At 63.3% G+C, this 12,624-nt stretch carries 14 protein-coding genes; 5 read left to right on the top strand and 9 right to left on the bottom strand.

The window, feature by feature from the left end; all coding sequences use genetic code 11:
- Nucleotides 1-96: 96 nt before the first annotated feature.
- Entirely contained in the window at nucleotides 97-561 is a 465-nt protein-coding gene (locus O4H62_RS12365) for a GNAT family N-acetyltransferase (protein ID WP_269388596.1), read from the bottom strand.
- Nucleotides 562-858: 297 nt separating this feature from the next.
- On the opposite strand from O4H62_RS12365, the gene O4H62_RS12360 reads away from it, so the two are divergent.
- On the top strand, nucleotides 859-1,263 hold the full coding sequence (locus tag O4H62_RS12360; protein ID WP_269388187.1) for a hypothetical protein: 405 nt from the start codon (nucleotides 859-861) through the stop codon (nucleotides 1,261-1,263).
- A gap of 252 nt (nucleotides 1,264-1,515) precedes the next feature.
- A complete protein-coding gene (locus O4H62_RS12355) occupies nucleotides 1,516-1,761 on the top strand; it encodes a DUF982 domain-containing protein (protein ID WP_269388186.1) in 246 nt (81 codons plus the stop codon).
- Nucleotides 1,762-1,851: 90 nt separating this feature from the next.
- On the opposite strand, the gene leuC is transcribed toward O4H62_RS12355, so the two are convergent.
- Together leuC and O4H62_RS12345 are read right to left on the bottom strand one after the other, a co-directional pair.
- Nucleotides 1,852-3,261 (bottom strand): 3-isopropylmalate dehydratase large subunit, encoded by a 1,410-nt coding sequence (gene leuC, locus O4H62_RS12350; protein WP_269388183.1) that lies wholly within the window; start codon nucleotides 3,259-3,261, stop codon nucleotides 1,852-1,854.
- Between the two features lie 282 nt (nucleotides 3,262-3,543).
- Complete coding sequence (locus O4H62_RS12345) at nucleotides 3,544-3,783, bottom strand: hypothetical protein (protein WP_269388181.1); 240 nt, start codon at nucleotides 3,781-3,783, stop codon at nucleotides 3,544-3,546.
- A gap of 115 nt (nucleotides 3,784-3,898) precedes the next feature.
- Between O4H62_RS12345 and O4H62_RS12340 the strand changes: the two genes are divergently transcribed.
- Nucleotides 3,899-4,822 carry a LysR substrate-binding domain-containing protein gene (locus O4H62_RS12340; protein WP_269388179.1) on the top strand — a complete coding sequence of 308 codons (924 nt, stop codon included), beginning with the start codon at nucleotides 3,899-3,901 and terminating at the stop codon, nucleotides 4,820-4,822.
- Here O4H62_RS12340 and O4H62_RS12335 read toward each other — a convergent pair whose 3' ends face one another.
- From O4H62_RS12335 to O4H62_RS12320, 4 genes are all read right to left on the bottom strand, one after another.
- Nucleotides 4,823-5,458, bottom strand: coding sequence for a class I SAM-dependent DNA methyltransferase (locus O4H62_RS12335; protein ID WP_269388177.1), 636 nt, complete (start codon nucleotides 5,456-5,458; stop codon nucleotides 4,823-4,825).
- Nucleotides 5,459-5,507: 49 nt separating this feature from the next.
- Nucleotides 5,508-6,356 (bottom strand): hypothetical protein, encoded by an 849-nt coding sequence (locus O4H62_RS12330; protein WP_269388176.1) that lies wholly within the window; start codon nucleotides 6,354-6,356, stop codon nucleotides 5,508-5,510.
- A gap of 181 nt (nucleotides 6,357-6,537) precedes the next feature.
- Entirely contained in the window at nucleotides 6,538-7,371 is an 834-nt protein-coding gene (locus tag O4H62_RS12325; protein WP_269388175.1) for an amino acid ABC transporter permease, read from the bottom strand.
- A 58-nt stretch (nucleotides 7,372-7,429) separates the two neighbouring features.
- The gene (locus tag O4H62_RS12320; RefSeq protein WP_269388173.1) at nucleotides 7,430-8,230 is read right to left on the bottom strand and encodes a transporter substrate-binding domain-containing protein; all 801 of its coding nucleotides are present in this window, start codon (nucleotides 8,228-8,230) and stop codon (nucleotides 7,430-7,432) included.
- A gap of 1,137 nt (nucleotides 8,231-9,367) precedes the next feature.
- Here O4H62_RS12320 and O4H62_RS12315 point away from each other — a divergent pair.
- The gene (locus tag O4H62_RS12315; RefSeq protein ID WP_269388171.1) at nucleotides 9,368-10,324 is read left to right on the top strand and encodes a flagellin; all 957 of its coding nucleotides are present in this window, start codon (nucleotides 9,368-9,370) and stop codon (nucleotides 10,322-10,324) included.
- 76 nt (nucleotides 10,325-10,400) lie between these two features.
- Here the strand turns inward: O4H62_RS12315 and O4H62_RS12310 are convergent, their stop codons facing one another.
- Entirely contained in the window at nucleotides 10,401-10,634 is a 234-nt protein-coding gene (locus O4H62_RS12310; RefSeq protein ID WP_269388169.1) for a flagellar basal body rod protein, read from the bottom strand.
- Between the two features lie 252 nt (nucleotides 10,635-10,886).
- Nucleotides 10,887-11,453, bottom strand: coding sequence for a 50S ribosomal protein L19 (rplS, locus tag O4H62_RS12305; RefSeq protein ID WP_269388168.1), 567 nt, complete (start codon nucleotides 11,451-11,453; stop codon nucleotides 10,887-10,889).
- A gap of 410 nt (nucleotides 11,454-11,863) precedes the next feature.
- On the opposite strand from rplS, the gene O4H62_RS12300 reads away from it, so the two are divergent.
- Nucleotides 11,864-12,607, top strand: a complete 744-nt coding sequence (locus O4H62_RS12300) for a sulfite exporter TauE/SafE family protein (RefSeq protein WP_269388166.1) — start codon at nucleotides 11,864-11,866, stop codon at nucleotides 12,605-12,607.
- The last annotated feature ends 17 nt before the right edge of the window (nucleotides 12,608-12,624 follow it).

Here is a 12,624-nt window from a genome sequence, read left to right as displayed (position 1 = left end):
CCGCTTCAAACGATTCAAAATGCTTAACAGGGCAAGAATGCGCCACATTGCGCCCGGCGATCGGGCCGCACAATTCCGTTTGCACCGCAAGAACAGTCAGCGCGAATGGTCGAATCGCAGTTCCCAGCTGGAAAAATCCGCCTTGGTGGCGAGCTTTTCATAAAGCTTGCGGCCCTCTTCGGGCTGCCGCGGGGCGTTGAGGATGATTCGCGACCAGCCATGCGCGTCGGCTTCCTCGGCCAGCATGTCGATCATCGCCTGGGCGATGCCCATGTTGCGGTGCAGATGGCTGACATAGAGATGGTCGACCTGGCCCAGCCGCATGCCCGTCACCGGATCCGGCAGATCGTAGAAGATCGCGAAACCGACCAGTTCGCCGTCGAGCCGGGCGCCGAAAATCTGGGCGGCGCGGTCCTGCAGCAGCGTTTCGGCGTAGAAATCATCCGGGCGGCGCGGCGCGCCACGCTTCAGCGACTGCACGTAAGCCGCCAGCAGCGGCGAGAAATGATGCGCGTCATTGAGGCGCAACAGCGAGATGTCGATGTTCTTGGGCGTATCCATGGGCGGCATGTTTCGTCGAAACTCCGGTCCGGGTCAAGCCTGCCGAAAACCTGATCAACGCCGTCACCCGGGCGGGCGGGCAAGCCGCGCATCTTAACGTTAACCGGCGATTGCCGCTTGGCCCGCGTGACTCCCGTTCCGGCCTCATGCACAATGCTGCCAGGATTGGCTGCCACATTGGCTCCGGTCGGCGGCTCCAGCCGGCGCAACGGGATCGATCAGGGGGCGTGAACCGCTCGAACCCGCGACCCCGTTGAGCCTGTGAGCCCCTTGAACCTGCAAGAAGGAAAAACCGCAATGACCGCCACGCTTTCTTCGCCCTCGAGCGTCCGCAGGCCTGCCCGGGCGGCTCTTGCGCTGCTGATCGGGCTGGCCGTGAGCGGCACCGCATCGGCCACCGAACTCCTGCCCCCGGCCAGCAAGTCGAAACTGCTCAGGGACCGCGACGTTACCATCATCATCATCGATGAGAACGACCGCCGCTCGTCCTCACGGGTCGAAAAGCCGGCCGCGACGCAGCCGGGTCTGCCGCGCTCACCCGCTTCCAGGCTCTCCCGCGACGAGGATGAGCTCAAGATCCGCATCAGGCGCGACCGCAGCGCCAATTCCGGCACGATCGTCAGGTCCGGGCCGAAGATTATCATTGTCGATCAGAACAGCAATGGCTGCGGCGGCAGCGGCGTCTGCGTGATCCGTCCCTAGGGCTACGGTCCAGGGTGACGGCAGACTCGCGCAGGGCCGATGGGCTGCGGGCTTCTCGCACGGCTTGCCCGCTCAACAGCAATATTATGCCAGCATCAGAAGCCCGATTCGCGGCTTTTGTCCCGTAACGGCACAGGTCTGGGCCAGACCGGAAGTCCGCTCAACCACATCCTAACCAGCTTATCGGGATCAGCGTGACGTTGCTTCGGGATAGGCAGACACTGTCTCCAGAAAGACGAAGGAGGCAGTATCATGCGATCAACAGCCTGGAATACGCCGCTCACCATCGATGACCCCGCGACAGGGCTTCACCGCACGGTGAAAACCGCCCGGCAGGCGAAGAAGCTGCTGCACCGGAACTGGCCGCACACGCACGGCAGCCGCTATCACGAGGCCGAGCAGGCCTGCGACGAGGTGATCCACGGCCAGGCGCCGCCGCGCAAGGCCCGCCACGCCCTCATCGCCGCAGCCATCGAGGCGCACCTGCACCTGAGCTGACACGGCGAGAACAAAGCCCCCAGGACCGGAGAACCCGCCGAGCGATCGGCGGGTTCTTGTGTTTTCAAGCCTGAAGGCAATGTGGAGCGATCAGTTCCATTCCCGGATGTCGACGAAGTGCCCGGCCACTGCCGCGGCTGCGGCCATCGCCGGCGAAACCAGGTGGGTGCGGCCCTTGAAGCCCTGGCGGCCTTCGAAGTTGCGGTTGGACGTCGAGGCGCAGCGTTCGCCGGGCTTCAGCCGGTCGTCGTTCATCGCCAGGCACATCGAGCACCCCGGTTCGCGCCAGTCGAAGCCGGCGTCCTTGAAGATAACGTCCAGACCCTCGGCCTCGGCCTGTTCCTTGACCAGGCCCGAGCCCGGAACGATCATCGCCGAAACGGTGGACGCCACTTTCTTGCCTTCCACCACCTTGGCGGCGGCGCGCAGATCCTCGATCCGGCCATTGGTACACGAGCCGATGAACACCCGGTCAACGGCGATGTCGGTGATCTTCGTGCCGGGCTTCAGGCCCATGTAGTCGAGCGCCCGCCATTTCGAGGTGCGCTTGGCCTCGTCCTTGATGTCGTCGGGGTTCGGCACCACACCGGTGACCGAGATCACGTCCTCGGGCGACGAGCCCCAGGAGACGATCGGAGGTAGTGCTGCGGCGTCGAGACGGACGATCTTGTCGTAATGCGCGCCCTCGTCCGACGGCAGCGTCTTCCAGTATTCGACGGCCATGTCCCAGGCCTTGCCCTTGGGCGCGCGCGGCCGGTCCTTGAAATAGGCGTAGGTCTTCTCGTCCGGCGCGATCAGCCCGGCACGGGCGCCGCCCTCGATGGTCATGTTGCAGACCGTCATGCGGCCTTCCATCGACAAGGCGCGGATCGCTTCGCCGGCGAATTCGATGACATAGCCGGTGCCGCCGGCAGTACCGATCTCGCCGATGATGGCGAGGATGATGTCCTTGGCGGTGACGCCCTCGGGCAGCTCGCCATTGACTTCGACCAGCATGTTCTTGGCTTTTTTCTGGATCAGCGTCTGGGTGGCGAGCACATGCTCGACCTCCGAGGTGCCGATGCCGTGCGCCAGCGCGCCGAAGGCGCCATGCGTCGAGGTGTGGCTGTCGCCGCAGACAATGGTGGTGCCGGGCAGGGTGAAGCCCTGCTCCGGGCCGACGATGTGGACGATGCCCTGGCGCTTGTCGTTCTCGTTGAAATATTCAACGCCGAACTCTGCCGAGTTGGTGGCCAGCGCCTCGACCTGGATGCGGCTTTCCTCGTTCTTGATTCCCTGGTGGCGGTCGGGCGAGGTCGGTACGTTGTGATCAACGACGGCCAGTGTCTTCTCCGGCGCGCGGACCTTGCGGTGCGCGGTCCTCAGACCTTCGAATGCCTGCGGGCTGGTCACTTCGTGAACCAGATGGCGGTCGATATAGAGCAGGCAGGTGCCGTCCTCCTGCTGATCGACCAGGTGGTCGTCCCAGATCTTGTCGTAGAGTGTGCGCGGTGCGGTCATGATGGTGGTCCGTATGGAAGGTCAAACAAAATGGATCGGATTGCCGCCGCAAGAGGCAGCGGAACAGGCAGGGGCCTCAGGCGCCGAGTCCGGACAGCGCCCCGGATATGCGCGCGAAAAACCGTGCCGGCAGGCGCTTGTGGTCCTGCAGCACGAAGATTTGAGGCGCGAGACATCTGAATTTCGATCCCATGGCCCGGCTCATACCAATTTTAGCAGGTTCGGGCAATTGTTTTGCGTTGCGGATCCGCTCTCGGCCGCCGGGCAGACTGATACAGCCGCTTATCCGAGCGGATAGCCCCGCCTGAGCAAGCGGCTGTAATGATCGCCCCGCCGGTCGACCCGCGCCGCGGGGTCAAGGCCCGTGCCGTCGATGCCGATATCCCGTTTGATACGGTCATCGAGCGGGCCTGCGCGGACCGCCGCGCCGCACCCCGGCAACCACGACAGGGTCAGCCACGGCTTTCCCATCCCGCAAAGCCGCGCGAGCCGGCCTTGCGAGGCGCGATCATGATCGCTCATCGCTCTTTCCCTCCGATATGGTGTGGCGTTTTGATCTGTTGTGAGGCTAGATAGCCGGGCGGGCCGTTGGCATTCCAACGGAATTCCCGTCTGGGCCTATAAAGAGAGCTTATCGATGAAACTGTCGAGGAAGGTCCCGCTCAACGCGCTGAGGGTATTTGAGGCTGTCGCCCGGCACGGCAGTTTCTCGCGTGCGGCGGAAGAACTGGGCATGACCCAGACCGCGGTCAGCTACCAGATCAGGCTGCTGGAGGACCACATCGGCGAGCAGCTTTTCCTCCGCCAACCCCGTCAGATCGTCAACACCGATGCGGCAAACCGCATGCTGCCCAATGTCGGCAAGGCACTTGAACTCGTGAATGAAGCCATGCTCGCCGGCGCCCAGGCGGCGAACGAGACGCTGGAGATCCATTCCTCGCCTACCTTCGCCTCGCACTGGCTGGCCCGCAATCTCGGCAGCTTCCAGCTCGAATATCCGGCGATCGCGGTGCGGCTGCTTCGGGTGAGCAAGATCACCGACTTTGGCCGCGATCCCGCCGACATCTCGATTCGCTGGGGCGTCGGCCCCTGGCCGGAGCACGAATGCCACCTGCTCGGCCACTTTTCCTATGCGCCGATGCTCAGCCCGGCGCTGGCGGCAGGCGCTGGCGGGATCTCGGAGCCGAGACACCTGTTGCGGCTGCCGATCATCGGCGCCCAGCAGGACTCCTGGCAAACCTGGTTTGCCAGTGCCGGGCTCAAGCCGCCCGACCTGTCAGTTCATAAGCGGCACAACTACATCGAGCAGGACCTGTGCGCCAACGCGGCGCTGGCCGGCCAGGGCGTCGCCCTCCTCAATCACATCTATTTTGCCGAAGATCTCGCCTCGGGACGGCTGGTTGCGCCTTTCAACCATCATTGCAGCGACGAGATCGGCATCTGGCTCGTCTATCCCCATAGCCGCCGCAACACCCCGAAGATCAAGGCGTTCCGCGACTGGATCCTGGCCGCGGTTGCCGACGACATCAAGCGGACCGAGCCCGCCTCGTCCCCGGACTGACTACGCCAGCACTTCGAACACATGCGTGCTGACCAGCACGTCCGCCTCGTCGAGCGCGAAGGCGCGGAACGGTGGGCTCTGCTCCAGCCGCCGCCAGATGCCGCGTCCACTCAGATCCTCGATTATGGAACCAAATCCGCCACTGTGGAAAATCGTGTCCCGCACCGTGAAGACGGCGATGCCGCCCGGCCGGGTGATGCGGCAGAGTTCTTCAAGGCTCGAGGCCGGCGCATGGCCCTCGGTGAAGACGCCGGTGGAGAAGAAGGCGGCGAAATGATCGTCCGCCCAGGGCAGCACCTCGCCCAGTGTGGCCCGCTTCAGATCGTCATAGGCGTTGCGTGACCCGGCCACCTCGAGCATCTCTTCGGAGAAATCGAGGCCGGCGATCCGGGCGTAACCCAATGCCTTCAGGTAGGGCCCGGACAGACCGGTACCGCATCCGGCATCAAGCAGCGGCCCGGCATCCGGCCTGACGTAACGCGAAACCCAGGCAAGCACCTGGAATGGCAGGCAGTAGCCCGCGGCCAGCGTATCCCGGTCATAACCCGCGGCCCAGGCCGCATAGGCAGCGCTCAGCTCGTCCGGCGTTTTCGCGGCGTAGACCTGTTCGAGTTCGGCATTGCTGCGTTCGGCCATTGTTGTTCCCCGTCTCCACCCGCAGACTAGATCGGGACCGGTCGGCGGTTCAATCCCTTGACTTGCGGATCGGGCGGAACATCGGCTTGTCGTCCTCCGCGGTCTTGTCGATGAAGATCAGCGCGCCGGCGCGGCGCAGCCGGCCCGAGCCGTCAAGCGCAAGCGCGTATACCAGCACGGCAAAGACCACCAGGTTGACGAGGGTGCCGAGCGGCACCACGAGATCCGGCCGCACGCCGTGGGGCGGAAGCCCCGCGAACACCTCGCCGCCGGCGACGGAGAGCGGGAAATGCAGGACATTGCGCATGTCTTGAGCCACCGCGACCGGCAGCCCGAGATGCGGCGACAGCGACAGGGCGAGGTCCGAGCCGATCCAGAGGCAGCTCATAATGTAGATCAGGCCGACCGGGATGCTGTCGTAGAGCCGGGTGCGGGCGATCGAACCGGCAAAGCCGGGCATGTATTCGACCTGGAAACACAACAGCACCCCGAGCGCCATCAGCGGCGTCAGCTCGAACAGGCTCCAGCGCGGAAAGAACAGGAACGCGGTGGCGAGATCCACGCCCCAGAGGTTGCCGAGCATGAACAGCGACGGCAGGTTGGGCAGAAGCAGCGCCAGCGGAAACAGCGTCCACAGCCGCGATCCGACCGCCAGGCCGCGGCGCCAGAAGGCAATCGCCCCGGCGAAGGCCGCCGCCAGCAGCAGCGACGGCTGCAGCCAGAGGCCGAGCACCGCGGCCATTTCGCCGCAGAAACCGCCGCTGACGCAGCCCTGGCCTGCGATCACCGGAACAGCGAACCACAGCGCCTGGCCGAAGAAGACGGTGCCGAGCGCAAGCAGTGCGACGAACAGGAAAAACCAGCCTGTAAAGCTGCGGGCTGTGAGTTTTGAAAGCACGCATAGATCCATGAATTGAGGTCGGCACAACCTGCCTGCACCGCCCCTAACAAAGTCCTAAACCGCGCATGCGATTTTCCCGAAATCCAATCATTTTCAATAGTTTGCAGGAAATCCCACAAAGATCTGACGGGTTTTTCACACCCAGACTGTTGCAGAATTCGGAGAGCGGCGTCGCGGTTCAGTCCCGCCCGCCCGAGCGTTCCTCGTCGGCGCGTCGGAGCCGCTTCTCCAGCCCTCTCAACGCCAGCGACAGGCCGACGGTGAGCATCAGGTAGACATAGGCCACGATCGAGTAGGTCTCGAAAAACCGGAACGAGCCGGAGGCATAGACCTTGCCCATCTGTGTGAGATCGGCGACGCCGAGCACCGAGACCAGCGAGGAATCCTTGATCATGGCGATGAAATCATTGCCCAAGGGCGGCAGGATGGTCCGGATCGCCTGCGGCAGCACGATCAGGCGGAAGCGCTGCAGCGGATTGAGCCCCAGCGCCTTGGCGGCTTCGATCTGCCCGGTCTCGACTGACAGGATGCCGGCGCGGAACACCTCCGAGATGAAGGCGGAATAGCCGATCGTCAGCGCGATGATTGCCCGCCAAAGCAGCGAGACATCGCGCACCAGCATCTCGCCGATCAGTCCCGCCTCGATCAGCGGCGACATCAGGGCGTTCCAGGCAATCACGAAACCCGGCGCGCCCACGAAGGCGATGTAGAACAACAGCACCAGGATCGGGATGCCGCGGATGATCTCGACATAGAATCGCGCGACCTGCCGGAGCACCAGCGACCGCGACAGGCCCATCACCGCCAGCAAGAGCCCGAAGCCGGTGGCAAGCGCAAAGCCGACAAGCGTGACGAACACGGTGATCCAGACGCCCTTGGAGACGATTGCGAAGATCTGGCTGTAGAGATCGTTGACCGCGATCTGGATCGCCAGGAACAGCGCGATGCCGCCGGCGGCGAGCAGCCACCAGGGAAAGTCGGGCTTGTCCTGGGATTTCGGGGCCGCGTTCAAGACGGCGTCCCGCTCGGGCCGCCGCCTGCCACGTCCATGCTGACCGGCATCGTTTGGCTCAACCGCCGAGCTTGTAGTCGAGGAACCACTTCTTGTTGAGCGCATCGATGGAGCCGTCGGCCTTCATCGCAGCGACCGCCGCGTTGATCGGTCCGACAAGCTCCGAGCCCTTGGGGAAGATGAAGCCGAAATCGTCCGAGCCGAGCGGCCCGCCGACCAGTTTGAGGCCGCCGTCCGAGGCTTCGACATAGCCCTTGCCGGCAACGCCGTCGGTGAGCACCATGTCGACATCGCCGGTCTTGAGCGCCTGCACGGTGGCGCCGAAGGTCTCCATCAGCTTGATGCGCGGGTTCTGCTCGTTGCCGTCGAGCACGTCGTAGACGGCGACATAGAACGGCGTGGTGCCGGGCTGCGCGCCGACCAGCCCTGCTTCGAAGGCCGCGAACGAGGCCGCATCGGTGAACCGGTCCTCGTCGCCGCGCACCAGCATGAACATTTCAGAGCGCATGTAGGGATCGGAGAAATCCACCTTCTCCTTGCGCTCTTCCTTGATCGAGATGCCGGTCATGCCGATTTCGTACTGGCCGTCCGAGACCGACTGGATCATCGCGTCCCAGGAGGTGTTCTGGTACTCGACCTTGAAGTTCAGCCGCTTGGCGATCTCGTTCATCGCGTCATATTCCCAGCCGATCTGCTCGCCGGTCTTTGGATCGATGAATTGCAGCGGCGGATAGGCGTTCTCGGTGACCACCACCACGGTCTCACCCCTGAGATCGGGCAGCTCCTGCGCCTGCAGGCTGGCTGAGCCCAGCCCGATGATTGCCGCCGCAGCGGCCGAAACGATTTTGAGAAACGACATGACACTCTCCCTGATGAGGTCTCGGGATTGATTTTGGGGTGCGCGCCCGTTTGACCGGCGCAGCACGTGCCGCCACTTTGCAATGCGGCTCGGTGTGCCGCAAGGGGGAGATTGGCTCAGGCCGGAACCCTCCGCGCGCTTCAGCGCCGGAGTTTGGGAAATGAAAGTCCGGAGGGCCGCACGCGGGCTTTGCCTCTGGAAGATAGAAATTGGGTGGCGCAGCTCGCGCGCGGCCCGATCATCGCCGGATGGTGTCCGCATCCGACAGGCAGCGCCTTGCACTCCCGGGAATGTATCCCCGCCCGGATTGCTCCGGCCGCGATCCGGACAGACCGCGGGAGATGGGTTTCGTGGTCCGGCACGGACCCTGAAGGGCTAAACCCTCCATGTCCGCCACAGGCCCGTTCCGGTCTGTCGCCCCACCCGCCTTGCGGCATATGTGGAGCGCGGTCCCGGCCCGGTGGCTGGCTTTGCACGGCGCTCCAGAGAGAACACCGCCCGCCAGCGGAGCCACGATGGCATCCGCCTCCTTTCGCGGCCTGCCGCACGTTACGGCACACCCCGAAAGGCCTTCCTCCCGCCTGGTCGAAAACGTTCGCGAACCATCCGGCAGCGGGAGCGCGACGAGTATGGCACGGGGGCGGAGGGTGTGGAAAAAGTGGGGAGATTTTTGTGACTGGACAGGGCATGACGGGCGAGCGTCCGCGAGCCGAAAGACGTATCCGCTCTTTGTGTTTCCGGACGAGTCTCCTGCGCTCGCAGAAGCGAGCGCTGCTGGATCCCGGATCAGGTCCGGGATGATGGAGGAAATGCGTGGGCCACAATCTCCTTCCTTGCGGGAGAGATCGGTACAAGCGGCGGGTTTGGTGTCCGCATCCGGGACCTCTCAGCAAGAGCTGTAAGCCACCTATCCGGCCTGTTGCGTCAGCAACCAAGCGGGTCTGGACGCCGCTTTTTCTCCCTTGGTAGGAGAGAATGGAATTGCAACGTTCTGGCTTCAGTCAAGCACTTGAAATTCAAGGAGGGGGGGCAGTTTCGAAGGGTGAAAATGTAATATGCAATTAACCATTTGTTAACCATAACCGCCCCAAGTAACACTCATTCCTTAACCATGTTGAAGCAGCAATAACCCGCCCCATGCATAGCCTTCATACCAATGCCGGAGCCATCGGCGCACTCGGCGTGTTGCGCTCGATATCGGCCAATCTTGCCCTCGAACAGAACAAGGTCTCAAGCGGCTATCGCGTTGCGTCTGCCGCTGACAATGCCGCCTACTGGTCAATCGCGACGACCATGCGCTCGGACGACAAATCCCTGTCTTCCATACAGGACGCGTTGGGACTGGGTGCCGCCACTGTCGATGTCGCCTATTCCGGGATGAGCGCATCAATCGATGTGGTCAGCGAAATCAAGGCCAAGCTGATTGCCGCGCGCGAACCCGGCGTCGACCGGTTGAAGATCAACAAAGAAATCACTGCGCTCAAGGAGCAGATTTACTCGATCGTGTTGTCATCCACCTTTTCCGGCAGCAATTGGCTGCACCGGATCGATGCCAGCGACGACGGCGACAAGCAGATCGTCGGCGGTTTCACCCGCTCGGCAGACGGCAGTGTTTCGGTCCAGACGCTCTCCTACGGCATGTCCAATCCGTTGGGCACCAATCATCTGATCGACGAAAACTACCACAATGGCATTCTCACCAATGTCGAGTTTGCGCGGAACCTGGGCACGGCCACCGAATGGGTGCTGCTCAGCGGAAAGAACCATGCCATTCATGAAGACATGATCCTGACCAGCACGACGACGGACCAGGATGTCGAGGAAATGGTCAGCGTCATCGACGCAATGCAGGAGAAGATGATCGATGCGGCGGCTAGCCTGGGAGCGATGTCCAAGCGAATCGCAACTCAGCAGGACTTCGTGGCCGACCTTCGAGGCGCGACCGCCCGAGGCATCGGAAGACTTGTCGATGCCGACATGAACGAGGCATCGACCCGGCTGAAAGCCCTGCAAACCCAGGAGCAACTGGCGATCCAGTCATTGTCGATTGCCAATGCGACCTCCGACACCATGTTGCAATTGTTCCGGAACTAGCATTTCAGGCACGCCAGCCGTCGATAGTCGACCTGCTCCACGTCGCGAAACGGTCAACGGTTCGGAATTCTCCGCCTCAATCCCGCTTGACGGTCATCAGCACGTCCCAAAGGTCGGCGCCGGCTTCGAGCACCAGGGCGTTGGCCTTGTAGTTGGTTTCAGCCGACATCAGCTCGAACATCTGGTCGGCGAGATCGATCTCGGCGTCGGTTTCGGTTGCCGCACCGGGGCCGGAATTTGCAATGTTGCCGGCCGCAGCCGTCATGCGGTTCTGCTCGGTGCGCATGCCGGTCAGTGCAGTGTTCATCATCGAAGAAATCGTCATCCGGATCCGGCCCCGTGCAAATGCGCGTTTACGTGAGCGTAAAGTGTCGCAGATCCGGATTAGCAGAGGATTAATCCGGACCCTCTGTTTTGAACGGTTTGCGGTCTTCCCGGTCAGCCGACGCGGCAAGACCAAGGCGGCGCCACAATGAAGGCCGGGCCCTGAACGCAAAAAAGCGCCGGTTTCCCGGCGCTTTTCTTCCGATCCCTGAGGATCGTCAAATCGTGATCGAGCGGCTTATTCGCCCTTGGCTTCTTCGGCCGGTGCAGCTGCTGCGGCGGCTGCAGCTTCGTCGGCTGCTGCCTTTGCGGCTGCGGCTTCAGCGGCCTCTGCTGCTGCCTTTTCGGCGGCCAGAGCCTGTGCTGCTGCGACCTTCTCGGCCTCAACGCGTGCCTTCTCCTCGGCCACTGCCTGGCGCTCGGCGTCGTTGAGCTTGCGGGCGCGGGTGCCGGTGTTCTCGACGATACGAGCCGACTTGCCGCGACGATCGCGCATGTAATAGAGCTTGGCGCGGCGAACGCGACCGCGGCGGACCACTTCGACGGCTTCGACCAGCGGCGAGTAGATCGGGAACACGCGTTCCACGCCTTCGCCGTAGGAGATCTTGCGAACGGTGAAGCTTTCGTTCAGGCCGGCGCCGGCGCGGGCGATGCAGACGCCTTCGAAAGCCTGCAGACGGGTCCGCTTGCCTTCCGTCACGCGCACCTGGACGCGCAGGGTGTCACCGGCGGAGAATTCGGGAAACTTGCGGGAAGCTTCGATCTTGGCGGCCTGTTCGGCCTCCAGCTGTGCAATAATGTTCATGGTCCTTGACCTTTCGTTCTTCTCAAACGGTCAGAGCGCTCTCAACTCGCCATCCTGGCATGTCCCGTTTTCCGGGATCATCCTGGTGGCTATGCCGGTGATGGCAGGAGCGGGTTCACCATTCATTGTTTGGCAGGCGCCGTTGTTCACACGGCTGTCGGACTTTGCCGATCGCGGGGCAGATACACCATCGGTACTGTTTTGTCACGCCCCGGGCCGCGATTTTGTTCAAGCCCTTTGCCGCCCCCCCGCCGGGCGCCCGCACCTATGGTCCGCCCAAGACCGCAATCGACCCGGATGCGGTCACCTCCGATGACCATCGGGCGCTGGCGGCAAGGCCGTCGCGCACTTGAACGCACCGCATCCAGATGCTCTAAGCAGCTTTCCGTCTTCAAGCAATCCGGCGCGCCATGTCCCTTTTCGATATCGTCCTTCTGTTTTCCGCCGGCTTTCTGTCAAGCGTTGTCAATGCCATCGCCGGCGGCGGCACCTTCCTGACCTTCGGCGCCATGACGCTCGCCGGCGTGCCGCCGATCATGGCCAACGCCACCTCCTCGGTGACCCAGTTTCCCGGATACGTCACCTCTGCGCTGGCCTATCGCAAAGAAATCCGCGAGGCCGGTCGCGAGGTCTGGGTGCTGCTGGGCCTGTCGCTGGTGGGCAGCCTCGCCGGCGCGCTGATCCTGGTGTCGATGTCCAACCCCTCGTTCCGCTCGCTGGTGCCGTGGTTGTTGCTCGGCGCCACCATCATCTTTGCGCTGGGCCCCTATCTGCGCCCCAAGCGCCTGCACGCCGAACAGCCCATCACCGGTCTGGGCATGCTCGGCCAGTTCGTCACCTCGATCTATGGCGGGTTCTTCGGGGCCGGCATGGGCATCATGATGCTGGCGGTGCTCGGCGTGACCAAGGGCGGCGACTACCACAAGCTCAATGCGCTGAAAAATGTCATCGCCGTGGTCATCGCCTTCGTCGCCATCCTGGTGTTTTCGACCGGCGGCGTCGTTGCCTGGCTGCCGGCGGTGATCATGATCCCGGCCGGCGCGCTGGGCGGCCATGCCGGCGTCTGGGCGGCGCGGCGCGTGCCGCAGGCTGTGATCCGGGGCGTGGTGGTGGCTGTTGGCCTGCTGTTGAGCTGGTATTACTTCAGCAGCTGATCTCTGATTCAGTCCTG

This window comes from Parahoeflea alexandrii (genome assembly GCF_027214025.1).
Classification (GTDB): Bacteria; Pseudomonadota; Alphaproteobacteria; order Rhizobiales; family Rhizobiaceae; genus Hoeflea; species Hoeflea alexandrii_A.
Note: the sequence above shows the minus strand (reverse complement) of the source record. Positions and strands in the feature narration are given on the sequence as shown.

Coding starts and splice junctions, on each gene's coding strand:
- O4H62_RS12365 (WP_269388596.1), bottom strand. CDS start 561: ATGGATACGCCCAAGAACATCGACATCTCGCTGTTGCGCCTCAATGAC.
- O4H62_RS12360 (WP_269388187.1), top strand. CDS start 859: ATGACCGCCACGCTTTCTTCGCCCTCGAGCGTCCGCAGGCCTGCCCGG.
- O4H62_RS12355 (WP_269388186.1), top strand. CDS start 1,516: ATGCGATCAACAGCCTGGAATACGCCGCTCACCATCGATGACCCCGCG.
- leuC (WP_269388183.1), bottom strand. CDS start 3,261: ATGACCGCACCGCGCACACTCTACGACAAGATCTGGGACGACCACCTG.
- O4H62_RS12345 (WP_269388181.1), bottom strand. CDS start 3,783: ATGAGCGATCATGATCGCGCCTCGCAAGGCCGGCTCGCGCGGCTTTGC.
- O4H62_RS12340 (WP_269388179.1), top strand. CDS start 3,899: ATGAAACTGTCGAGGAAGGTCCCGCTCAACGCGCTGAGGGTATTTGAG.
- O4H62_RS12335 (WP_269388177.1), bottom strand. CDS start 5,458: ATGGCCGAACGCAGCAATGCCGAACTCGAACAGGTCTACGCCGCGAAA.
- O4H62_RS12320 (WP_269388173.1), bottom strand. CDS start 8,230: ATGTCGTTTCTCAAAATCGTTTCGGCCGCTGCGGCGGCAATCATCGGG.
- O4H62_RS12315 (WP_269388171.1), top strand. CDS start 9,368: ATGCATAGCCTTCATACCAATGCCGGAGCCATCGGCGCACTCGGCGTG.
- O4H62_RS12310 (WP_269388169.1), bottom strand. CDS start 10,634: ATGATGAACACTGCACTGACCGGCATGCGCACCGAGCAGAACCGCATG.
- rplS (WP_269388168.1), bottom strand. CDS start 11,453: ATGAACATTATTGCACAGCTGGAGGCCGAACAGGCCGCCAAGATCGAA.
- O4H62_RS12300 (WP_269388166.1), top strand. CDS start 11,864: ATGTCCCTTTTCGATATCGTCCTTCTGTTTTCCGCCGGCTTTCTGTCA.